Genomic DNA, 25,592 nt, shown 5'->3' on the forward strand with positions numbered 1-25,592 from the left:
ATCCATTCGTAAAGAAGCGAACACTCCTAATCACTGTTACTGAGCGGGTTAGCGGCTTTTTCATCGGTTCACGTTGTTACGTGTAGAGAAACTTTAAAAAACCTTAGGTATTCATGATCTCATCAGGCAACACTTCAATATTTTCTGACCGACTTTATTCAAACTTCAGGCTCCAAAATAACCATAATAAAAACAAGCCTACAATTATCAGTATTATTCATTAAGTTAATCTACGCTATTAAATTTGTGTTCATTTATTTCAAATAATCAGCCTGATGGGCATTTATCTTCCCATAACTAATTGAGAAATCAATAAAGCATCGAGTGCTGAACATTGAATAGGTGACCAAGTTGACTGAAAGTTACCAGCATCTGTGCATCGTACAGTATTCGTGTCTATACTTTTTACACGCCTGTTAATCTTGAATAAATTTACACTTTGCTTGTGTGTCTGTTTGACTGCCTGACGTTGTGTTCAACAATCTGCCTTACTTAAGTAAACCGTTTAATACGGAACATGAACTACTGTGCCATAAACTAGAATGGGGCAATAAACATGAAGAAACGTCGCCTTTCAAAATCAAAGCCCTTCAAAAAAATATTCAGAAAATCAAACTTATCCGTCTCATTAGCCTGGGCCAATATTGTCACACAGGCACTGTTCCCGCTGGGTGTCGCCTTCACCCCAGCTGTTATGGCAGAAACGTCAACCAAAAAGCGCGCGTCGACGCGAGAAGAGCAGGCAACGGCAACGGCCGCCACCCGACTGGCAAATGTCCTTTCCAGCAACGATGCGACGCAGTCGGCCGAATCCCTTGCCCGTGGTGTTGCAACCAGCAAGGGCAATGAAGCCGTCGAACAATGGCTAAACCAGTTCGGCAGTGCCAGGGTCCAATTGGATCTTGACGATGACATGACGCTCAAAGGCAGCGAGGTGGATGCCCTTTTTTCCATCGAGGACACCCCGAGCGCCCTGACCTTCAGCCAATTGGGGATCCACTCAAGCAATACTGATGGCGACCTCACGCTAAACCTGGGTTTTGGGAAACGCCATTTTCTTGCGGACCAAATGTTAGGCTACAACCTGTTTCTAGATCGCGATATTCAGGGGCATCACTCACGGGGTGGGCTGGGTGCCGAATACATGCGCGACAACCTGCGGCTCTCAACCAATACCTACCTGGCTCTGGACGGGTGGAAAGACTCGGAAAACCTGGCCGGATACAATGAAAAAGTCGCCAGCGGTTTTGATGTGCGTGCTGAGGGCTATCTGCCTTCGCTGCCGCAATTGGGCGGTAAGGTAAACTATGAGCAATATTTCGGCGATAAAGTGGGGCTGTTCGGCAAAGACAAGCTCCAGTCCAATCCGCGTGCCATTACCTTTGGCGTTAATTACACACCGATCCCCTTGATTACCTTCGGCGTTGACCATAAGCAAGGGACTGAAGGCCTGCAGGATACCCACTTCAATCTCGCGTTTAACTATGCCTTTGGGACGTCGCTGTCAAAACAGACACAGGCCTCGAGCGTGGCGGCCAAACGCAGCCTGGAAGGCAGCCGCTATGAGCTGGTCAATCGCAATAATGAAATCATCCTGCAGTATGAGGAACAGGCACAACTCAGCGTCTCCCTGCCGCCAACGCTACAGGGAAATACCGGGCAAACGCTCGCGTTAGAGGTTAAAACCACCAGTAAAAACGGGGTGGCACGCTACGCGTGGGATGACAGCCTGTTGACCGCCGCTGGCGGCAAGATTATCGGCAGTGGCGCTAACTGGCAGGTCACGCTGCCCGCGTATGTGCCCGGGGGTAACAACGGCTACCCGCTCAGTCTGGTGGTCTACGATAACGCCGGTAATCAATCCCAGGCGGCCCAGACGCAGATCACGGTGACCGGATACGGTGTTGAGGGTCTGCAGGCCACCCTTAGGTCTAACCAGGACACCCTGCTGGCAGACAGCCAATCGAGCACCACCCTCGAACTGGCCTTGACCGATGTGTCTCAGCAACCCCTTTCCGGCATCGCACAATACGTCCAATTGGTGAGCGAGTTTCAACCGCAGCCCCCGACAACGGCGTCCGTCACGCCGGCTAACGCGCGTATCGGCAAGAAGAGCAAGCTGAGTGAACCCGAGAACGCGGCAAGCAAGCCGAGTGCGCAAATGCATACGATAAGCAGCGTTACCGAATCGCCACAAAAGCCCGGGACCTACCTCGCTACGCTGACGGCAGGTAACCAGGAAGGCGTCGTTAACATTACGGCGATCGTGGAAGGCACGCCCCTTGCCAACACCAATGCCAAAGTGACCCTGCTCCCTGCCTCATCGACCGCCACCATCGGCGACAATGCCCTCACAGTGAGTAACAGCGGCAGCACCGTGGCCGACGGCACCACCTCGAATACCGTTTCCCTGCCGGTCACCGATGCCAACGGTGCTCCCCTGCCGGACTATGAAGTCACCTTTACCGTCACTGACACCGCAGGCAATACCACCACCGTCAGCGTCAAGACGGATAAGGACGGCATGGCTACCCTGCCAGTCACCAGTGACAAGGCCGGGACCGTCACCGTTGAGACCCGCGTCGGTGACAAAAACGCCAGTGTCAGTCTCGGCTTCGTTGCCGACAGCAGCACCGCGACCCTCGGCGATGAAGGGCTCACCGCCAGCAAAATAGCCAAGCAAGGGCCCTCTATCGCCGATGGCATTACCCCGAATACGGTTTCGTTATCAGTTACCGATGCCCGCGGCAATCCGTTGGCGGATTATGAAGTCAGCTTTAGCGTCACCGATGCCGGGGGTAATCAAACCACCGTCACCACCAAAACGGACAAGGAAGGGATTGCCACTCTGCCGGTCACCAGCGATAAAGTCGGGACCGTCACCGTCGAGGCCAGCGTCGGGGGTAAAAATGCCAGCATCAGTCTCGACTTTGTCGCCGACAGCAGCAGCGCGACCGTGGCCGACAATGCCCTCACGGCTAACAGCGGCGTTACCGTCGCCGATGGCACTACCGCCAATACCGTCTCGCTGCCGGTCACCGACGCCAACGGCAACCCACTGCCGGACTATGAAGTCACCTTTACCGTCACCGATGCCGCCGGCAATAAAACCACTGTAACAGCCCAAACCGGCAGTGACGGGATCGCCACCCTGCCGGTCACCAGTAACAAAGCAGGGACTGTCACCGTCGAAACCAGCGTTGGCGGCAAGACGGCTTCCGTAGCGCTAGGCTTCGTCGCCGACAGCAGCAGCGCGACCGTGGCCGATAATGCCCTCACGGCTAACAGCGGCGTTACCGTCGCCGATGGAACTACCGCCAATATCGTCTCGCTGCCGGTCACCGACGCCAACGGCAACCCACTGCCGGACTATGCGGTCACCTTTACCGTCACCGACACGGCCGGTAATAAAACCACCGTCACCGCCACCACCGATAAAGACGGCATCGCCACCCTGCCGGTCACCAGTGACAAGGCAGGCTCGGTGAACGTCTCGGTAAACGTTGGCGGCAAGATTGCCACTCTGGATCTGGGCTTTGTCGCCGACAGCCGCACCGCGATGATTGCCGACAATGCCCTCACGGCTAACAGCGGCGTTACCGTCGCCGATGGCACCACCCGTAACACCGTTTCCCTGCCGGTTACCGATGCCAACGGCAACCCACTGCCGGACTATGCGGTCACCTTTACCGTCACCGACCCGGACGGTAATCAAACCACCGTGACTGCCACCACCGATAAAAACGGCATTGCCAGCCTGCCGGTCACCAGTGATAAAGCCGGTACCGTCACCGTGGAAACCAGCGTTGGCGGCAAAGAGGTCAGCGTCGGCGTCGATTTTGTGGCTGACAGCAGCACCGCGACCCTTGCCGATAACGCGCTGACCGCCAGCAACGGCGGCGACACCCCGGCCGACGGCACTACCAGCAACACCGTCTCGCTGCCGGTCACCGATGCCAACGGCAATCCGCTGCCGGACTATGCGGTCACCTTTACCGTCACCGATACGGCCGGTAATAAAACCACCGTCACCGCCACCACCGATAAGGACGGTATTGCCACCCTGCCGGTCACCAGTGACAAGGCGGGTACTGTGTTGGTCGGTACCAGCGTCGGCGGTAAAAACGTCAGCGTCGGCGTCGACTTTGTGGCCGACAGCCGCACCGCCACGATTGCCGATAATGCCCTGACCGCCAGCAATAGCGGCAATACCCTGGCCAATAATATCGCCAGCAATACTGTCTCGCTGCCGGTCACCGATGCCAACGGCAATCCGTTGCCGGATCACGCGGTCACCTTTACCGTCACCGATACGGCTGGGAATAAAACCACCGTTACCGCCACCACCGATAAAAACGGCATTGCCAGCCTGCCGATCACCAGTGATAAAGCCGGCACCATCACCGTTGAGACCAGCGTGGGGGGCAAAGACGCCAGCCTCGGCGTCAACTTCGTTGCCGACAGCAGTACTGCGCGGATTGCCGATAATGCGCTGACCGCCAGCAACAGCGGTAACACCGTGGCCGACGGCGCCACCCGCAATACCGTCTCCCTGCCGGTCACCGATGCCAAGGGCAATCCGCTGCCGGATTATGCGGTCACCTTTACCGTCACCGATACCACCGGTAGTCAAACCACCGTCACCGCCAAGACCGGCAAGGACGGCATTGCCACCCTGCCGGTCACCAGTGATAAGGCGGGCGCTGTTAACGTCTCAGTGAACGTTGGGGGCAAAGAGGCCAGCATCAACCTCGGCTTTGTGGCTGATAGCAACACCGCAACGATTGTCGATAACGCGCTAAAAGCCGACAACAGTGGTACGACGGTCGCCGATGGGTCTACCGCCAATACCGTCTCGCTGCCGGTCACCGATACCCACGGCAATCCGCTGCCGGATTATGCGGTCACCTTTACCGTCACCGACCCGGACGGTAATCAAACCACCGTGACTGCCACCACCGATAAAAACGGCATTGCCAGCCTGCCGGTCACCAGTGATAAAGCCGGTACCGTCACCGTGGAAACGACCGTCGGCGGCAAAGAGGTCAGCGTCGGCGTCGATTTTGTGGCTGACAGCAGCACCGCGACCCTTGCCGATAACGCGCTGACCGCCAGCAACGGCGGCGACACCCCGGCCAACGGCACCGCCAGCAATACCGTCTCGCTGCCGGTCACCGACGCCAACGGCAATCCGCTGCCGGATTATGCGGTCACCTTTACCGTCACCGATACCACCGGTAGTCAAACTACCGTCACCGCCACCACGGATAAAAACGGTATTGCCACCCTGCCGGTCACCAGTGATAAAGCCGGCACCGTCACCGTGGAAACCAACGTTGGTGGCAAGGAGGCCAGCGTCAGCCTCGGCTTTGTAGCAGACAGCAGCACCGCGACCCTTGCGGATAATGCCCTGACCGCCAGCAACGGCGGTGACACCGTGGCCGATGGCACCACGTCCAACACCGTCTCGTTGCCGGTCACCGACGCCAAGGGCAACCCACTGCCGGATTATGCGGTCACCTTTACCGTCACCGACCCGGATGGGGATCAAACCACCGTCACCGCCACCACCGATAAAAACGGTATTGCCACTCTGCCGGTCACCAGTGATAAAGCCGGCACCGTCACCGTGGAAACCAGCGTCGGCGGCAAAGAGGCCAGCGTCAGCCTCGGCTTTGTGGCCGACAGCAGCACCGCCGCCATTGCTGATAATGCCCTCACCGCCAGCAACGGCGGCGACACTCTGGCTAACGGTAATGCCAGCAACACCGTTTCGTTGCCGGTCACCGATGCCAAGGGCAACCCGCTGCCGGACTATGAAGTCACCTTTACCGTCACCGACCCGGATGGGGATCAAACCACCGTCACCGCCACCACCGACGAGAACGGTATTGCCACCCTGCCGGTCACCAGCGATAAGGCCGGCACCGTCACCGTGGAAACCCGCGTCGGCGGCAAGGAGGCCAGCGTCAGCCTCGACTTCGTGGCCGACAGCAGCACCGCGACCATTGCCGATAATGCCCTCACCGCCAGCAACGGCGGCGACACCCTGGCTAACGGTACCGCCAGCAATACCGTCTCGCTGCCGGTCACCGATGCCAACGGCAATCCACTGCCGGATTATGCGGTCACCTTTACCGTCACCGATGCCGGAGGGAATCAAACCACCGTGACCGCCACCACCGACGAGAACGGTATTGCCACCCTGCCGGTCACCAGCGATAAGGCGGGCACCGTCACCGTCGAGACCAGCGTCGGCGGCAAGGAGGCCAGCATCAGCCTCGGTTTCGTGGCTGACAGCAGCACCGCCACCCTCGCTGACAATGCGCTGACCGCCAGCAACAACGGCGACACCGTGGCCGATGGCACCACGTCCAACACCGTCTCGCTGCCGGTCACCGACGCCAACGGCAACCCGCTGCCAGGCTATGAGGTCACCTTTACCGTTACCGATACCACTGGTCAACAAACCACCACCACGATAAAAACAGATAACGACGGTATCGCCAGTCTGCCAGTGACCAGCAACAAAGCCGGAACCGTCTCTGTTTCTGTGGAGATAGGCAACAAGACCGCTGCCGTATATCTGGGCTTCGTCGCCGACAGCGGCACCGCCACCCTTGCGGATAATGCCCTCACCGCCAGCAACGGCGGCGACACTCTGGCTAACGGCACCGCCAGCAACACCGTTTCGTTGCCGGTCACCGATACCCACGGTAATCCACTGCCGGATTATGCGGTCACCTTTACCGTCACCGATACTGCCGGTAATAAAACCACCGTCAGCGTCAAAACGGATAAAGACGGTATCGCCACCCTGCCGATCACCAGCGATAAGGCAGGGGCCGTCATCGTGGAAACCAGCGTCGGCGGCAAGGAGGCCAGCATCAGCCTCGGCTTTGTGGCCGACGGCAGCACTGCCACCCTCGCTGACAATGCGCTGACCGCCAGCAACAACGGCAACACCGTGGCCGATGGCACTACCAGCAACACCGTCTCGTTGCCGGTCACCGACGCCAACGGCAACCCACTGCCGGGTTATGACGTCACCTTTAGCGTCATCGATGCCGCTGGCGATAAAACCACGTTCACAGCAAAAACCGACAAGGATGGCATTGCTACCCTGCCAGTGACCAGTAACAAAGCGGGTACCGTCAGCGTGACAACCAGCGTCGGCGGTAAAGAGGCCAGCATCAGCCTCGGCTTTGTGGCCGACAGCAGCACCGCGACCCTCGCCGACAATGCCCTGAAAGCGACTAACCCCGCCGGTACGGTGGCTAATGGCACCGACACCAACACCGTCTCGTTGCCGGTCACCGATGCCAACGGCAACCCGTTGCCGGATTATGAAGTCACCTTTACCGTCACCGATGCCGGTGGGAATAAAACCCCCGTCACCGCCACCACCGACGAGAACGGTATTGCCACTCTGCCGGTCACCAGCGACAAGGCCGGCACCGTTAACGTTGCGGTGGAAGTCGGAGGCAAAACCAATACCTTGGATCTGGGCTTCATCGCCGACAGCAGCACCGCGACCGTCGCCGATAACGCGCTCAGCGCAACCAACGGCGGCGACACCGTGGCTAACGGCACCGCCAGCAACACCGTCTCGTTGCCGGTCACCGATGCCAACGGCAACCCGCTGCCGGACTATGAAGTCACCTTTACCGTCACCGATGCCGGAGGGAATCAAACCACAGTCACCGCCACCACCGATGAGAACGGTATCGCCACTCTGCCGGTCACCAGCGATAAGGCAGGCACCGTCACCGTGGAAACCAGCGTCGGCGGCAAGGATGTCAGCGTCGGGATCGACTTTGTGGCCGACAGCAGCACCGCGACCCTCGCCGACAATGCCCTGAAAGCGACTAACCCCGCCGGTACGGTGGCTAATGGCACCGACACCAACACCGTCTCGTTGCCGGTCACCGATGCCAACGGCAACCCGTTGCCGGATTATGAAGTCACCTTTACCGTCACCGATGCCGGTGGGAATAAAACCACCGTCACCGCCACCACCGACGAGAACGGTATTGCCACTCTGCCGGTCACCAGCGACAAGGCCGGCACCGTTAACGTTGCGGTGGAAGTCGGAGGCAAAACCAATACCTTGGATCTGGGCTTCATCGCCGACAGCAGCACCGCGACCGTCGCCGATAACGCGCTCAGCGCAACCAACGGCGGCGACACCGTGGCTAACGGCACTGCCAGCAACACCGTCTCCCTGCCGGTCACCGACGCCAAGGGCAATCCGCTGCCGGACTATGAAGTCACCTTTACCGTCACCGACCCGGATGGAAATCAAACCACCGTGACCGCCACCACCGATGAGAACGGTATTGCCACCCTGCCGGTCACCAGCGATAAGGCCGGCACCGTCACCGTGGAAACGACCGTCGGTGGCAAGGAGGCCAGCATTAGCCTCGACTTCGTGGCCGACAACAGCACTGCCACCATCGCCGATAATGCCCTCACCGCCGGAAACGGCGGCGACACCCTGGCCAACGGTACCGCCAGCAATACCGTCTCGTTACCGGTCACCGATGATAACGGCAACCCATTGCCGGATTATGAAATCACCTTTACCGTCACCGATCCGGACGGTCATCAAACCACCGTGACAGCCACCACCGACGAGAACGGTATTGCTACTCTGCCGATCACCAGCGATAAGGCGGGCACCGTCACCGTGGAAACCAGCGTTGGCGGTAAAGATGCCAGCGTCAGCCTCGACTTTGTGGCCGACAGCAGCACCGCGACCATTGCGGATAATGCCCTCACAGCCAGCAACGGCGGCGACACTCTGGCTAACGGCACTGCCAGCAACACCGTCTCCCTGCCGGTCACCGATGCCAAGGGCAACCCGCTGCCGGATTATGAAGTCACCTTTACCGTCACCGATGCCGGAGGGAATCAAACCACCGTTACCGCCACCACCGATGAGAACGGTATTGCTACCCTGCCGGTCACCAGCGACAAAGCCGGCACCGTCACGGTTGAGACCAGCGTCGGCGGCAAAGATGTCAGCGTCGGTATCGACTTTGTGGCCGACAGCAGCACCGCCACCATTGCCGATAATGCCCTGACCGCCGGCAACGGCGGGGACACCGTGGCTAACGGCACCGCCAGCAACACCGTCTCCCTGCCGGTCATCGACGCCAAGGGCAACCCGTTGCCGGACTATGAAGTCACCTTTACCGTCACCGATGCCGGTGGGAATCAAACCACCGTCACCGCCACCACCGATGAGAACGGTATCGCCACCCTGCCGATCACCAGCGATAAGGCGGGTACCGTCACCGTGGAAACCAGCGTCGGCGGCAAAGATGTCAGCGTCGGGATCGACTTTGTGGCCGACAGCAGCACCGCGACCATTGCGGATAATGCCCTCACCGCCAGCAACGGCGGCGACACTCTGGCTAACGGCACTGCCAGCAACACCGTCTCCCTGCCGGTCACCGACGCCAAGGGCAACCCGCTGCCGGATTATGAAGTCACCTTTACCGTCACCGATGCCGGTGGGAATCAAACCACCGTTACCGCCACCACCGATGAGAACGGTATCGCTACCCTGCCGATCACCAGCGATAAGGCTGGGACCGTCACGGTTGAGACCAACGTTGGCGGTAAGGAGGCCAGCGTCAGCCTCGGCTTCGTCGCCGACAGCAGCACCGCGACCATTGCCGATAACGCGCTCAGCGCAACCAACGGCGGCGACACCCTGGCTAACGGCACCGCCAGCAACACCGTTTCGTTGCCGGTCACCGACGCCAAAGGCAACCCACTTCCGGACTATGAGGTGACCTTTACCGTCACCGATGCCGGTGGGAATCAAACCACCGTCACCGCCACCACCGACGAGAACGGTATTGCTACCCTGCCGGTCACCAGCGATAAGGCCGGCACCGTCACCGTGGAAACCAGCGTCGGCGGTAAAAATGTCAGCGTCGGGCTCGACTTCGTTGCCGACAGCAGTACCGCCACCATTGCGGATAATGCCCTGACCGCCAGCAACGGCGGCGACACGGTGGCAGACGGCACCGCCAGCAACACCGTCTCGTTGCCGGTCACCGACGCCAACGGCAACCCGCTGCCGGACTATGAAGTCACCTTTACCGTCACCGATGCCGGAGGGAATCAAACCACCGTGACCGCCACCACTGACGAGAACGGTATTGCCACCCTGCCGGTCACCAGCGACAAGGCCGGCACCGTTAACGTCGAGGTGGAGATCGGAGGCAAAACCAATACCTTGGATCTGGGCTTCATCGCAGACAGCAGCACCGCGACCATTGCTGATAACACCCTGACCGCCGGCAACGGCGGCGACACCCTGGCTAACGGCACCGCCAGCAACATCGTCTCGTTGCCGGTCACCGACGCCAAGGGCAACCCGCTGCCGGACTATGAAGTCACCTTTACCGTCACCGATGCCGGCGGGAATCAAACGACCGTCACCGCCACCACCGACGAGAACGGTATCGCTACCCTGCCGATCACCAGCGATAAGGCGGGCACCGTCACCGTGGAAACCAGCGTCGGCGGCAAAGATGTCAGCGTCGGGATCGACTTTGTGGCCGACAGCAGCACCGCGACCATTGCGGATAATGCCCTCACCGCCGGCAACGGCGGCGACACCCTGGCTAACGGCACCGCCAGCAACACCGTCTCGTTGCCGGTCACCGACGCCAACGGCAACCCGCTGCCGGACTATGAAGTCACCTTTACCGTCACCGACCCGGATGGGAATAAAACTACCGTCACCGCCACCACCGACGAGAACGGTATCGCTACCCTGCCGGTCACCAGCGATAAGGCGGGTACCGTCACCGTGGAAACCAGCGTCGGCGGCAAGGATGTCAGCGTCGGTATCGACTTTGTGGCCGACAGCAGCACCGCGACCATTGCCGATAATGCCCTCACCGCATCCAACGGCGGCGACACGGTGGCTAACGCTAATGCCAGCAACACCGTTTCGTTGCCGGTCACCGATGCCAAGGGCAACCCGCTGCCGGATTATGAAGTCACCTTTACCGTCACCGATGCCGGAGGGAATCAAACCACCGTCACAGCTACTACTGATAAAAACGGCGTTGCCACTCTGCCGGTCACCAGCGATAAGGCCGGCACCGTTAACGTCGCGGTGGAGGTCGGAGGCAAAACCAATACGCTGGATCTGGGCTTCATCGCCGACAGCAGCACCGCGACCATTGCTGATAACACCCTGACCGCCGGCAACGGCGGCGACACCGTGGCTAACGGCACTGCCAGCAACACCGTTTCGTTGCCGGTCACCGATGCCAAGGGCAACCCGCTGCCGGACTATGAAGTCACCTTTACCGTCACCGATGCCGGTGGGAATCAAACCACCGTCACCGCCACCACCGACGAGAACGGTATTGCTACCCTGCCGATCACCAGCGACAAGGCTGGCACCGTTAACGTGGAAACCAGCGTCGGCGGCAAAGATGTCAGCGTCGGGATCGACTTTGTGGCCGACAGCAGCACCGCGACCCTTGCCGATAACGCGCTGACCGCCAGCAACGGCGGCGACACCCTGGCTAACGGTACTGCCAGCAACACCGTATCTCTGCCAGTCACCGACGCCAAGGGCAACCCGCTGCCGGATTACGCGGTCACCTTTACCGTCACCGATGCCGGTGGGAATCAAACCACCGTCACCGCCACCACTGATGAAAACGGTATCGCCACCCTGCCGATCACCAGCGATAAGGCCGGCACCGTCACGGTTGAGACCAGCGTCGGCGGCAAAGATGTCAGCGTCGGTATCGACTTTGTGGCCGACAGCAGCACCGCGACCATTGCTGATAACACCCTCACCGCCGGCAACGGCGGCGACACCCTGGCTAACGGCACCGCCAGCAACACCGTCTCGTTGCCGGTCACCGACGCCAACGGCAATCCGCTGCCGGATTATGAAGTCACCTTTACCGTCACCGATGCCGGAGGGAATCAAACCACCGTCACCGCCACCACCGATGAGAACGGTATCGCTACCCTGCCGGTCACCAGCGATAAGGCTGGCACCGTCACCGTGGAAACCAGCATCGGCGGCAAGGATGTCAGCGTCGGTATCGACTTTGTGGCCGACAGCAGCACCGCGACCATTGCCGATAACACCCTCACCGCCGGCAACGGCGGCGACACCGTGGCTAATGGCACAACCAGCAACACCGTTTCGTTGCCGGTCACCGACGCCAAGGGCAACCCGTTGCCGGATTATGAAGTCACCTTTACCGTCACCGATGCCGGAGGGAATCAAACTACCGTTACCGCCACCACTGATGAAAACGGTATCGCCACCCTGCCGATCACCAGCGATAAGGCCGGCACCGTCACGGTTGAGACCAGCGTCGGCGGCAAAGATGTCAGCGTCGGTATCGACTTTGTGGCCGACAGCAGCACCGCGACCATTGCGGATAATGCGCTCAGCGCAACCAACGGCGGTGACACCCTGGCTAACGGCACCGCCAGCAACACCGTTTCGTTGCCGGTCACCGATGTCAAGGGCAACCCGCTGCCGGACTATGAAGTCACCTTTACCGTCACCGATGCCGGTGGGAATCAAACCACCGTCACCGCCACCACTGATGAAAACGGTATCGCAACCCTGCCGATCACCAGCGATAAGGCCGGCACCGTCACCGTGGAAACCAGCGTCGGCGGCAAGGATGTCAGCGTCGGGATCGACTTTGTGGCCGACAGCAGCACCGCGACCATTGCCGATAACGCGCTCACCGCCAGCAACGGCGGCGACACTCTGGCTAACGGCACCGCCAGCAACACCGTCTCGTTGCCGGTCACCGACGCCAAGGGCAACCCGTTGCCGGATTATGAAGTCACCTTTACCGTCACCGATGCCGGTGGGAATCAAACCACCGTTACCGCCACCACCGACGAGAACGGTATTGCTACCCTGCCGGTCACCAGCGATAAGGCCGGGACCGTTAACGTTGCGGTGGAAGTCGGAGGAAAAACCAATACGTTGGATCTGGGCTTCATCGCCGACAGCAGCACCGCCACCATTGCGGATAATGCCCTCACCGCCGGCAACGGCGGCGATACCCTGGCTAATGGCACAACCAGCAACACCGTCTCGTTGCCGGTTACCGACGCCAAAGGCAACCCGCTGCCGGATTATGAGGTGACCTTTACCGTCACCGATGCCGGTGGGAATCAAACCACCGTCACCGCCACCACCGATGAGAACGGTATCGCAACCCTGCCGATCACCAGCGATAAGGCCGGCACCGTCACGGTTGAGACCAGCGTCGGCGGCAAAGATGTCAGCGTCGGGATCGACTTTGTGGCCGACAGCAGCACCGCGACCATCGCCGATAATGCCCTCACCGCCGGCAACGGCGGCGACACCCTGGCTAACGGCACGGCCAGCAACACCGTCTCGTTGCCGGTCACCGATGCCAAGGGCAACCCGCTGCCGGATTATGAGGTGACCTTTACCGTTACCGATGCCGGTGGGAATCAAACCACCGTCACCGCCACCACCGACGAGAACGGTATCGCTACCCTACCGATCACCAGCGATAAGGCTGGGACCGTCACCGTGGAAACCAGCGTCGGCGGCAAGGATGTCAGCGTCGGTATCGACTTTGTGGCCGACAGCAGCACCGCGACCATTGCGGATAATGCCCTGACCGCCGGCAACGGCGGCGACACCGTGGCTAACGGTACTGCCAGCAACACCGTTTCGTTGCCGGTCACCGATGCCAAGGGCAACCCGCTGCCGGATTATGAAGTCACCTTTACCGTTACCGATGCCGGCGGGAATCAAACTACCGTTACCGCCACCACCGACGAGAACGGTATTGCTACCCTGCCGGTCACCAGCGACAAAGCGGGTACCGTCACCGTGGAAACCAGCGTCGGCGGCAAGGAGGCCAGCGTCGAGATCGACTTTGTGGCCGACAGCAGCACCGCGATAATCGTCGCCAATGGATTGACCTCACTAACGAATAATCAAGTTGCCAATGGTGTGACCAAAAACAAAGTTCAGGCCAAAGTCCTTGATGCCAAGGGTAACCCTGTATCTGGGGTTGAGGTCACCTTTACCACACCAGAGACCACACTCGCGGGCACTGTCAATAACCAGAAGGTCACCACAGGCATTGATGGCATGGCACTGCTGGAATTTGCCAATACCAAGGCGGGCAGTTTTAGAATTACCGCGACAGTGACCTCACCAACGGCGGGCACCACCTCGGATTATGAAGATGTCACCTTTAAAGCCGACAGCAGCACCGCGATAATCGTCGCCAATGGATTGACCTCACTAACGAATAATCAAGCTGCCGATGGTGCGGCCAAAAACAAGGTTCAGGCCAAAGTCCTTGATGCCAAGGGTAACCCTGTATCTGGGGTTGAAGTCACCTTTACCACACCGGAGACCACACTCGCGGGCACTGTCAATAACCAGAAGGTCACCACAGGCATTGATGGCATGGCACTGCTGGAATTTGCCAATACCAAGGCGGGCACCTTTAAAGTTACAGCAACAGTGACCTCACCAACGGCGGGCACCACCTCAGATTATGAAAATGTCACCTTTAAAGCCGATATCAGCACAGCTCAGGTGAGTAATAATGCCAGCCATGTACTGCATACCGTGACTGACGGTCAGATTGCTAATGCAACAGCAAACAATCAGGTCGCCCTGACCATTGTGGATGCCAACGGCAACCCTCTCCCTGGCATCGATGTGAAGTTTACGGCCACTGACCAGAGTCCTCCGGGAGCCAGCGTATCGGCGACCTTCAAAACAGATGACTTTGGTAATGTCAGCTATAGCCTCAACAGTGCTATCGCGACAATTTACAGTATAAAAGCCGAAGTCACCTCGACGAAAACAGGCACTACGAGTCAGACGGTCAACAGTACATTCATTGCTGACCAGGCAACAGCAAGCTTTTTAACCAATAGTTTTAAAGTGTCCGTCAATGATGCGGTTTCTGATAATAGTGATACTAATCAGATAACCTTTACCGTGGTAGATGCCAAAAATAACAAGGTGAAAAATGCACCAGTGACCATAACCGCTACCAACGGAGCAACCGTCACTATTGATAACGACGGGAAGACCGATGACAATGGTGTGGTGATTGCGAAGATACATAACAAGACCTGGGGAACCACTCAGGTTACTGCAAAGCTGGGTAACGGCACTCAGCAAAGCATCAATACTAACTTCGTCAACATCGGTAATACTACGGTCAACGGAGCAACATTTGCAGTCACCTCCGACATGAAAACCGCTGCCAGTTTCCCCAAAAATGGTTTTGCTGGCGGCAAGTTCAAATTATTGGTGAATGCAGATGGGGCAACCAATAATACTTATACCTGGAGCAGTTCTAACCCTTCATTGGTCAGTGTAAATCCAACTACCGGAGAGGTAACCTTAGCGTCCGAGATCACGTCTGCAACCAATTCCGTTGTGATTAAAGCCAGCCGAGCCGGTAGAAAAGATATTGTTTATAATCTCAAACTAGCAAGATGGTTGACCCGCGACACATCAGTGTTAAGAACTAACGTTCAGGCGGCAGCCTGGTGTACTGCCAATGGCGGAACACAACCTCCGCTAACCTCCATCTGGAGTAGTAATACGCCAACCCGCGGGGGCCAATCTCTATGGGCAGAATGGGGGAATCTAAGTGCCTTTGGTTGGGATGTATCAAAAGCCTATGCGATAAACTACGGTACCGTAGTAGCATGGTACAATGCCGATGCGGGTACGGCGTTTCAATATACGGGTTCAGATACAGCAACCAGTAGCTATACGTATTTTACATTGTGTTCCAAGACGCTCTGATAATATCAATCGCCATCGCCTCGCAAAACAGCGAGGCGATGGCATATCAGCGCTTAGTAAAATCAAATCGCAAGTATGGATCTAAAACGCGCGCCCACATGGGGAAATTAGGTACAGCAAGGCTGTCTATCAACCTGACACCTTGAAAAAGCCCAGCATCTCCCCCATGTAACCGGTGTTGTCTGCCATTTCGGTAGGTCTAGCGAAGGGAAATAACTATGTTAGAAAATTATTTTGGCTCTGGGCTCAACCCAACAGAAGAGCAAAAGCGCAGATTACTGGCCGTGCAGGCATCACTGGAACTGTTGAAAGCGACGCTGTCTGACACCAACGATGGCAATGGTGTCGAGTACCAATTGAAGACGGCAGAAAAATACATCAGTTCCCTTGCAGATGCTATTCAGGCTGCCGTAGAAAAAAAGTAGTCATACCAAGCTATTAAGTCACTCACGCAATGTTGCAAACCAACGTTGTGTGAGTGTTTTGACTAAACAGCAAACACCTCATACCAAAGCTTCACCAAACGCCTCAAAGTGCGATGGATAAGTGCAATTTGATGCCCTATTTTGCGGCCATTGCGTCATTTTGCGACTTTTCCCAACAAATTTTAACCCTACATTCTCCTCTGCACTCACCTCGACTTTTCCCAATCAAAGACGTTATTCCTTTAAAAACATCATATTGCAAAAATGAAAAGCCTTTTCGTTATTGTATAGATTTTTATTATGTGTCGGCACTCACATATTTAATCAGGGAATTCCTAATTCCCATTCACAACAACTTTCCTCTTCATATAGTGTGAGTAATGAATAATAGATGGGAGGGGTAATGAATAAAACCTGACCGAACTCTTTTTTAAGAAATTATATAACGTGCAAAGTTAAATGCATACCGGGCTGCTATTACCCTTATTAATTTAAAAATAATAGCCTGAGAAACCGTTATCAAAACAAACCAAAAACACTGCGCCAGCTTTATTTACAGCCAGCCGTAATAGGCTCGTCAATTAAAAATAAAACATCACTAATAAAAACATTGCACGCGATTAAAGATAATATTTTACTTAACACAGGATAATAATATGAAAATAATACCTCTGGCCTTACTCTTTCCCGCCCTACTCGCCACAAGTGCCGCACAGGCGGTGACGGTATATAACAGCAAAGGAAGCCAACTCGATATTTACGGCCGTATCGAAGCACAAGCCGGCAATGAGTGGACGGCAGAACACAACAGTGCAACCAACCTCACAGGCCGCCTCGGTTTTGAAGCCCAGCAGAAGCTGGATGAACAATTCGACCTTTTCGGCAAATTGGAATGGCAGGTCAACACGCAAAAAAATGACACCAAAAATCCCAATAATACCTGGGACATCCGTTACGGCTACCTGGGTGTTGATGCGAAAAAGTTCGGCAAAATTATGGCGGGCCGCACACGGAACCCAATGTATCAATGGATGGGCATTACTGACCGGTATATGAATTATACCTCCAATGTCTATTCCAACTGGGTTGGAACCAGGATCGACTCTTCTTACCAGTGGAACCGCCAGGACGGAACCTTGCAGTATGAATACGTAAATGGCGGGCTCGATATTCGTACTGCATACGTCATGGGCAATGGCTCAAGTAGTAGCACCATCGACAACGGTTATATGGCCAGCCTGGGCTATGCGTTTGAATTCCCCGTTGCGGGCACCCCACTGAAAATCAAGCCGGTTATCGCCTGGCAGAAAATGACCAAAGACCCAAATGATACCTCGCTGAGTGGTAACTATACCGATTACCTGCAGCAAGGGGCTGGTGTGCGCCTCAGTTACGGCAAAGCCTATCTGGGTATTAACGTTGGCAGACAAACCTATGAGCAAAAAGGAAAACCAGACAAAGACTATGATGCCTTCGACTCACTGGCAGAATACTGGTTTACCAGCAAAGTCGCGCTGCGCGGCGGCTATTCACAACTGATTGAGTCTGATAACGACTACGTTCACCGCAAACAGTGGATCACCGAGGCGGAATATCGGCTGAAAAAGAATGTTCATTTCTCTGCAACCTATATTTACGACGATCGGGAAAGCTACGAATCGGCAGAAAACCTGTGGGTACTCGGGTTACGTTACGAATTTTAATCACCAAAGGATTGAAAACATGAACAACAAACTCAGTTTATTAGCCGTGCTAGCGTTAAGTGCCGGTCTTAGCCATGCCGCCGCATTGCCAAAAGAGAGCGGTAGTTTCAGTTTCACTGTGCCGCAAACCGGCAAAAAGATGGAAGTGTTCAGCTACCAGCCGCCGAATGCCGATGCCAATACACCGGTCGTATTTGTTCTTACCGGTCTGAATCGTAACGCCGATGAGTACCGTGACTCCTGGGTAGAAAATGCCAAAAAAAGCAAACTTATCGTCATCGCACCGCTATTTTCCGAACAGGATTACCCTGGTAATGATGGGTACAATCTGGGCAATATAGAAAATCCCAAAACCCATAAAGTGAATCCCAAAGGCGAATGGGCATTCACGGTGATCGACGATCTGTTCAACGATATGCGTAAACAAGGCATTACCCAGCAACAAAGCTATTATCTGTTTGGTAACAGTGCTGGCTGCCAGTTTGTCCACAGAATGCTGACCTTCGTACCGGAAGCCAACGTCAAAGCCGCCATCTGCGCTGCAGCAGGGTGGTGGACCATGCCGGATATCGAAAACCCATGGCCCTATGGTTTGGCTAACGCACCGGTAAAAGTGACGCAAAAACAGCTAGCCGACTATTTTGCCAAACCTGTTCTAATTACCGTTGGGGATCAGGATAACGATCCTTACCACCCGTTGCTGCGCCGCTCCTATGAAGCGATGGCTCAGGGGGACAGCCGGTTAACCCGAGCGCAGACTTACTTCCTGACGGCGAAGCAGAAAGCGACGCGCTACAAGGTGGAATTCAACTGGCGCTTTAGCACTCTCCCAGGTGTAGCACATAGCGGATCGAAAATGTCTGCTTACGGAGCTGAGCAATTTGCCTGGTTTGAGCAACACGGTGAATTCAACGTTAAGCCTTAGCCGCAGGCTGCGCTGCTGCCTGCCACAGGCAGCAGCGCAGGTCAGAAGGATATGAGAGATGACACACACTTCTGACAAGGGAATTTTCGATTCCCCTTTTTTCAGCCTTCAGTTTTGCTATTAATGTTGAATAAATAAAAACACTGCGTAGGGAGATGATCAAACATGAACAGAGCCGAATTCTCTCTGCGCATTGCAGGCCTCGATAACCTGACGGAAACTGACAGGCGTATCATTGACTACTTTGACAAGCATTTTGAGTCCATCCCTTACAGCAAAGTGATTGATATCTGTAATGAAGTGGATATTGCCAAGTCAACGCTTGGGCGCTTTATGATGAAAATCGGTTTTACCGGCTTTCGTGATTTTAAAAAGTCGACGTTTGCACCCGATCTTCGCAGGAATATTTCACCGATAGAGCGTTTTAACAACAAGAAAAATACCAACAACGGCATTGAGTATATTGAGAAACATTGTGGTGAGATCACTGACAATATCAGTAATACGTTGAAAAACATTAACCGCAAGGATCTGGAAAAAACCATTTCACTGATTTGCGACCCAGAGAAAAGGCTGTATATCATTGGCAGTGCCACGGCACACGCCTTAGCTGAATATTTTTATTTACTCGGCAGGTATATCAAAAAAGATATTGTTTTACTCGATGCCAATATTGCTAATTTACCGCATAAATTAATCGATTCCAGAAAAGGCGATGTTTTGCTGGCAATTTCTTATTATCGATTTTCCAGTGTTACAACGCGGCTAATCAAATGGTTTTATCAAAACCGTGGGGATACTATTGTCATTACCGATAATGCGGTTAACCCATTCAGCCACTTTGCCACCGCGATGTTACTGATGGAGAGCAAGCATAGCGGGCTGTTCAGTAGCCGCAGTGCGGGCTTTGTGCTGATCGAAGCGCTGGTGAATTATATGGGTGAAGTAAAAAATAGTGAGTTAAGCGATAACTTCCATGTTATGGAATCTTTATTTGAGGCTTTTAACGTCTTTAATAAGTAGCAGCATAAATAATTCGAGTTATACTCGTCATTCTTCAGGTTGCCTGTGTGTTGGCTGTGCCTCCTCACCAAGTCACATAGTTATCTATGCTCTTGGGGACTTGCAGGCTTGCCGCCTGCATACAACTCGAATTATTTAGAGTATATACCAGTACAGACAATACTCCTGAAATAGAGTATGGGTGAATTCCGACAGTTATATCCATTTACAGCTCTGCATAAACACGCCTTGATTCCATGCAGCAATCAATCTTTGACAGAAATTATATTAAAAGAGGTTTAACATGAGCAGTGAAAACAGAGAAATCCCTGTTTGTCCTGAGCAACAAATCATCACCACATCACAAGGGAACTTATCATTCCGTACCTGTGGCGAAGGTGAAACCATTATTTTCTTACACGGCATTCTGGGCAGTTCAAAAGCCTGGCCATTCCAGTTTGCAGCCTTCGCCCCTAATTACCGGGTCGTAGCCTGGGATGCACCTGGCTATGTCGACTCAACATTAATCCCAGCCGATATAGATGCCTATGAACAGATGCTGCATGAACTGGTGCAAACCTGCGGCGACAAGAAGGTCACTCTGGTGGGGCATTCAATGGGGGGAACGATTGCCAGCCGCTATGCTGCACGGCATCCAGACAGAGTAAAAAACCTGATCCTATCCTGTACTCACCCAGGCTATGGGGCGCCCGCGACGGCCCCAATGTCAGAAAAGCTGGAAAAACGCCTGCAAGAACTGGCCGAAATCGGCCGGGAAGCCTACGGCAGAAACCGCGCGCGCGATCTGCTGCCGTTCCCAGACGTGCCCGCCTCTGTGCTGGACTACGCAGCCTCAATTGCGGCAGAAACCAATCTGGAAGGGCTGAGACGCGCGACGCGCATGCTGCAACTGGCCGACAACCGCCCACTTTTGCCACAGATCTCAATGCCAACATTGATACTGACCGGCGAAAAAGATGGGGTTGTTCAGCCGCAGTTGAAAGCCGATCTCTTGGCGTTGGTTCCCTATACCCAGCACATTGAAATGCCGGGACTCGGCCACGCACCTTATTTCCAGGCGCCGGAATATTACAACGCGCTGTTGCAAGAGTTCGTTGCCAACAAATAAATCACGAGGGAGTAATGATGACTGGATTTATCATAGGCATGGTCATTACCGTCTTGGCCGCCTGGTTCATTATTAAAAACTATCAGCCGCAGACCATTCTACTGCTGGCCGGGTTGAGTTTATTACTGATCACCGCAGTCTTCTTTCCAGAGCAGTCGATACTGTATGGCAAGTCAAAATCCATCGGCTGGGTCGGCGGGGATATTTTTGCCTTCGTAAAAGAGTCGTTAACGACTCAGGTAGCAGGTATCGGTTTGATCATCATGGCCGCAGGCGGGTTTGCTGATTATATGGATCACATCAAAGCATCGAATTCGATGGTGAACCTGTGCATCAAACCCTTACAGATGATCAGAGCGCCCTACCTGATCCTGGCAATCGGCTACATATTATCCCAACTGCTGCACGTAGCCATTTCCAGTGCTGCCGGTTTGGCGATGCTGCTATTGGTCACGTTCTTCCCGGTGCTGGTGCGGTTGGGAGTCAGTAAAGCCGCTGCTGCCGCCATGATTGGTATGTCGGCATTTATGGATCTCGGCCCAGCAGTGGGCACTGCCAACCTGGCGGCAAAACATGCGGGTATGGAAACTGCGATTTATTTTGCTCACTACCAGTTGCCAGTGGCGACGGGTGTGATGTTAGTGGTCGCAGTGCTGATCTTCTTCACCGCACGTTATTTTGATGCTAAAGACGGTCATGTGGCTGCCCAGATACAACAGGATCAGAGTACAAGCGAAGAACGCGAAAAAGTACCGGCATTTTATGCCTTTTTGCCGGTTTTCCCGGTCATTCTGGTGATCGTATTTAGCCCGTTAGTGGTCAGCAATATCAAGGTTGACGTAGTGACCGCGATGATCATCGGTACCCTGCTGGCATTTTTCTGCGAACTACTGGTGCGCAGGGATTTCAAGGTGGCCTGTAAAGGTGTTCAGGTGTTCTTCAAAGGTATGGGCTCAATGTTTACCAGTATCGTCTCTTTACTGGTTTGCGCCGACGTTTTTGCTCAAGGGCTGCAAATTATCGGTGCCGTTGATTTCATCATTCAGACCGTTCAGGCCGCAGGCTTTGGTTTTGGCAACATGACCGTCGTTATGGCGCTGCTGGTGTGTGTCACCGCGGCTCTAACCGGTTCAGGCGTTGCCGCGTTCTTCTCCTTCTCAGGATTGGCACCCGGTATTGCCGCCAAGTTTGGTGAAAGTGCCGTAAGCATGATCCTGCCGATGCAGTTAATGGCAGGTATGGGAAGATCGATTTCCCCGGTAGCCGGTGTGATCATTGCAGTCAGCAAAGCGGGGGAATGTTCACCGTTTATGATCGTTCGCCGCACGATCATCCCGGCAGCAGGCGGCATGATTACCATGCTGGTGCTGAATGGCATTCTGAATTAAAACCTCAGGGCGGGTGCTTAACCCGCCCTTTAACTCATCCTTTGCTCCATAATGAACATTTGTTAACCAAGCCATTTTCCGAAAAAATTAACAGACGGTGTATAGCCACACGCTTCGCTTGTAAACTGTTTTACAAGGGCCTTGATTGCTCGAACTCCCCTACTTAATTAACAAGGAATGTTGATATGTTCTCAAGGATCGTGTTCATCATGTTCGCCGCCACAGTATTGTTGGTACTGATTAACTGGGAGCGGATATGGGCGTTTATCCGCCCGGTAGTGTAATTCCTGTTGGCTTTCAAACATCCAATCTAGCTGCAGTGAGGCCGGCTTGGGCGAGTTACCGAGCTTTACTGACGGTACAGTTCCACTGCTGGTTTACCACGCTCTGATTCGCGACAATCTGCAACGACAACGTGGCATCCTGAGTATGAGTAATGCTGTACTCAAGCACTAAATCATCCAGATTACTGGCAGTACGCTCAATTCTGAACAATGCACTCCCCTGATCGATATTCAATAAACCAGCCAGCTTGGCATCACAGATAACCGGCATAAAGCGTTCCGTCGCTTTGGTTGGGGAATAGCCGAAAGTTTCCCGCAGTTGTTGATACAACGGGCTCACCTCGTCAACATGGCTCAGATCGTTATAAACCCGGCTATTCAGATAGGTGATCGAGTGCCCCATCACCTTCTCCCCCTGCATAAACAGCCGCTCGAGGCGCATCAATTGGCTCCCCAAATCCAGATTCATACGATCTGCCTGCTCTTGATTGGCCATGGTTGATAACAAAGAGAGGATTTCTACTTCCACCGGCATTGCTGCGTTGAAGGTCACCAGAGCATCGGGCAGGTCGGTATAGTATTTATGCAGCGCATCGCGATTGATAAAGGTGCCTTTACCTTGTTCCCGGTACAGCATACCAATGCTGACCAGCGAATCTATCGCTTGCTTGATGGTGCCACGGGCAACTTTGAACTCATCGGCGAGCAACAGCTCGCCGGGCAGTTTATCGTTGTAGGTAAAGGTGATGATCCGTTGCAGGATAATGCCTTTAATCCTGAGATACAGTGGGAGTCCATCAGACTCAAACATACTCATGCTCCACTCAGAGGTAGTGTATTTGGCTCCTGTAGGCGTCAAGTATATCCTGATTTATCTTCTGATTACCGTCTATGTTTGCACTCGCCAGGATTGGCGGCGTACGCTGTTTCTCCTGCATCAGTTCGCAGATCCGCAATACCAGACTGTTGGCGATGGTCGCCCCCATAATGGTCGACAGTGGGGCCGCTTTCTGTGCCAGCCCCGGCAGGCTGACCGCTGCATCCCCATACTCACACTGGTTATCAATCGTCATCTCGGCGATATCCACCAGCAACTTACCGCTGGCATGGCGGGAGCTGACGCGCGCTGCGGTAGCCAGGCTGGTGATAGCAATCACATGAGCCCCACAGGCCCGTGCAGCCAGAGCAACGTCGATGGTGATGGCATTGCGGCCAGAAACCGAATGGATCAGCAGCGTATCCCCCTCTTTCAGCGGTGACTGCTCAATCAGTACCCGCCCCAACCCGGCCACATTCTCTACCGCGCTGGTCAGCGTCAATGGCCGGACGTTAAGCATCAGTGCAGGTGTGAACAGAGGGTTGACAATGGCCAGCCCGCCTGCCCGGTAGCTCATTTCCTCCGCCAGAATACCTGCATGACTGGCACCGAAAACAAACAGGTTACGGCCTGCCAGCGCCGTCTCAGTCATTATTTCCGCCGCACGCTCGATGGTATCTGCCTGCTGTTCCAACAACGCCAACTTCTGCCGGATTTGCTCGTAGTATTGGTTCAATGCCTTACTCATACCATCCCCCGTAGAGTTAAAATGTTAACAGCTTGGTCAGGGCGGCGATCAACGGTGCCAGAACGAACATATCGCTGTCACCGGCCCACAGCGCAGTGTCGGGAATAGTGCTGCTGATGAAGTAGTTAACGCAGAAGTATTGCCCCCATGCCACTACGGTAGAGGTGATAAATCCGGCCAGCAGTGCGCCCTTATACCCTCCGGTAATATTGCCAAACACCCCCGCCGTACCTGCGTGGAAGAAAATCACGATCATGCTTGGAATAAATACATAGCCGGTATAGCGGCCAATCAGGGTAAGCCACAACAGTGAGCCGACAAACGCCCCGACGAACCCCAAGACCACGGCGTTGGGCGCAAAGTTAAACAGGATCGGGCAGTCGAGTGCCGGTTTAGCACCGGGCACCAAACGCGAACCAATGCCGTTAAATGCCGGTACCATCTCACCAATAAACATCCGCACGCCAAGCAATACGACGGCGATGCCACCGGTAAACATCAGCGATTGTTTCAGTGCATAGATATAGAAACTGATATCCCCAGACTGCGCGAGTATTTCAGCCGCCTTCGGCGTGCCTTTGATCTGCAGGATAAAGGTGCCAACAAAGAACAGTAGCGACATGGTCAGCGCCGTCACCACGTTGGAATCCCGCAAGAAGCCAAGTTTCTTCGGCACTTTGATATCTTCTGAACTGACTTTATTCGCTGCGAAAATCTGGCCGAACAGCGCCCCCAACAGAGCGACAGATGCCGAGGTATGCCCTAATGCCACATTATCATTGCCGGTGATTTTTCGTACCCAAGGCTGCACCAGCGCAGGCTGTAGCGTCCAATAGAGCCCCATAATCACCGTCAGCATCAGCGTCAGTTGCACGTTGGAAATGGCTGAGTTGCTATTGACCATCACACCGGCAAAAATCATCGTGGTCCAGAACATCATATGGCCGGTCAGATAGATATATTTAAACCGGGTCAGCCGGGCAAGCAGCAGGTTCAAGGCAAATCCCCCGGCGATGGCAATGGTCACGCTGCTGCCATAGCGCTCGGTAAAGTGCACCTGGCCGATAATATTGGTCAGGTTCATCGAGCTCAGACCGAATACTTCGGTCCAGATGGGTTGAAAGATCAGCAAGGCCGAGACGATAATGCCTGCCCCTGCGCCAATTATCAGAAATCCGAGAATACCTTTCAGCGTCCCTGAGACAATATCCGCCAGCGGTTTCCCTTGTAATACCAACCCCAACAACACGATCAGGCCGATTAAAATAGAGGCTTCCCCAAAAATATTGACCGTGATCCAGCGCAATACCCCCAGAAACTCGCTCAT

General features: G+C 54.8%; 10 protein-coding genes. 7 read left to right on the forward strand and 3 right to left on the reverse strand.

Translation table 11 applies throughout. From position 1 onward, the window contains the following. The first annotated feature begins 556 nt into the window (after positions 1-556). The 7 genes from SAQUA_RS17140 to dcuC all read left to right on the forward strand — a co-directional run bounded on the left by SAQUA_RS17140 (position 557) and on the right by dcuC (position 22,416). Entirely contained in the window at positions 557-15,844 is a 15,288-nt protein-coding gene (locus tag SAQUA_RS17140; protein WP_404413080.1) for an Ig-like domain-containing protein, read from the forward strand. A 218-nt stretch (positions 15,845-16,062) separates the two neighbouring features. Continuing rightward, positions 16,063-16,269, forward strand: coding sequence for a hypothetical protein (locus tag SAQUA_RS17145; protein WP_380675049.1), 207 nt, complete (start codon positions 16,063-16,065; stop codon positions 16,267-16,269). 656 nt (positions 16,270-16,925) lie between these two features. Further along, positions 16,926-17,972, forward strand: a complete 1,047-nt coding sequence (locus tag SAQUA_RS17150) for a porin (RefSeq protein ID WP_380675047.1) — start codon at positions 16,926-16,928, stop codon at positions 17,970-17,972. Between the two features lie 19 nt (positions 17,973-17,991). After that, positions 17,992-18,897 (forward strand): hypothetical protein, encoded by a 906-nt coding sequence (locus SAQUA_RS17155; protein WP_380675045.1) that lies wholly within the window; start codon positions 17,992-17,994, stop codon positions 18,895-18,897. 165 nt (positions 18,898-19,062) lie between these two features. After that, the gene (locus tag SAQUA_RS17160; protein ID WP_380675043.1) at positions 19,063-19,920 is read left to right on the forward strand and encodes a MurR/RpiR family transcriptional regulator; all 858 of its coding nucleotides are present in this window, start codon (positions 19,063-19,065) and stop codon (positions 19,918-19,920) included. Positions 19,921-20,203: 283 nt separating this feature from the next. Continuing rightward, a complete protein-coding gene (locus SAQUA_RS17165; RefSeq protein ID WP_380675041.1) occupies positions 20,204-21,028 on the forward strand; it encodes an alpha/beta fold hydrolase in 825 nt (274 codons plus the stop codon). 17 nt (positions 21,029-21,045) lie between these two features. Then, a complete protein-coding gene (dcuC, locus tag SAQUA_RS17170) occupies positions 21,046-22,416 on the forward strand; it encodes a C4-dicarboxylate transporter DcuC (RefSeq protein ID WP_380675075.1) in 1,371 nt (456 codons plus the stop codon). 339 nt (positions 22,417-22,755) lie between these two features. Here the strand turns inward: dcuC and SAQUA_RS17175 are convergent, their stop codons facing one another. The 3 genes from SAQUA_RS17175 to SAQUA_RS17185 are packed head-to-tail and all read right to left on the reverse strand — an operon-like array spanning position 22,756 to position 25,592. Beyond that, on the reverse strand, positions 22,756-23,511 hold the full coding sequence (locus tag SAQUA_RS17175) for a GntR family transcriptional regulator (RefSeq protein WP_380675038.1): 756 nt from the start codon (positions 23,509-23,511) through the stop codon (positions 22,756-22,758). A gap of 13 nt (positions 23,512-23,524) precedes the next feature. Beyond that, positions 23,525-24,265 (reverse strand): sugar isomerase domain-containing protein, encoded by a 741-nt coding sequence (locus SAQUA_RS17180; RefSeq protein WP_380675036.1) that lies wholly within the window; start codon positions 24,263-24,265, stop codon positions 23,525-23,527. Positions 24,266-24,281: 16 nt separating this feature from the next. Continuing rightward, positions 24,282-25,592 carry a PTS ascorbate transporter subunit IIC gene (locus SAQUA_RS17185; protein ID WP_380675034.1) on the reverse strand — a complete coding sequence of 437 codons (1,311 nt, stop codon included), beginning with the start codon at positions 25,590-25,592 and terminating at the stop codon, positions 24,282-24,284.

This window comes from Serratia aquatilis (assembly GCF_044865145.1).
GTDB classification, from domain to species: domain Bacteria; phylum Pseudomonadota; class Gammaproteobacteria; order Enterobacterales; family Enterobacteriaceae; genus Chania; species Chania aquatilis.

Bases quoted from the DNA above. Each gene is read 5' to 3' on its own strand.
- SAQUA_RS17155 (WP_380675045.1), top strand. From the start codon at position 17,992: ATGAACAACAAACTCAGTTTATTAGCCGTGCTAGCGTTAAGTGCCGGT.
- SAQUA_RS17145 (WP_380675049.1), top strand. From the start codon at position 16,063: ATGTTAGAAAATTATTTTGGCTCTGGGCTCAACCCAACAGAAGAGCAA.
- SAQUA_RS17180 (WP_380675036.1), bottom strand. From the start codon at position 24,265: ATGAGTAAGGCATTGAACCAATACTACGAGCAAATCCGGCAGAAGTTG.
- SAQUA_RS17150 (WP_380675047.1), top strand. From the start codon at position 16,926: ATGAAAATAATACCTCTGGCCTTACTCTTTCCCGCCCTACTCGCCACA.
- SAQUA_RS17160 (WP_380675043.1), top strand. From the start codon at position 19,063: ATGAACAGAGCCGAATTCTCTCTGCGCATTGCAGGCCTCGATAACCTG.
- SAQUA_RS17175 (WP_380675038.1), bottom strand. From the start codon at position 23,511: ATGTTTGAGTCTGATGGACTCCCACTGTATCTCAGGATTAAAGGCATT.
- SAQUA_RS17165 (WP_380675041.1), top strand. From the start codon at position 20,204: ATGAGCAGTGAAAACAGAGAAATCCCTGTTTGTCCTGAGCAACAAATC.
- dcuC (WP_380675075.1), top strand. From the start codon at position 21,046: ATGACTGGATTTATCATAGGCATGGTCATTACCGTCTTGGCCGCCTGG.
- SAQUA_RS17140 (WP_404413080.1), top strand. From the start codon at position 557: ATGAAGAAACGTCGCCTTTCAAAATCAAAGCCCTTCAAAAAAATATTC.
- SAQUA_RS17185 (WP_380675034.1), bottom strand. From the start codon at position 25,592: ATGAGCGAGTTTCTGGGGGTATTGCGCTGGATCACGGTCAATATTTTT.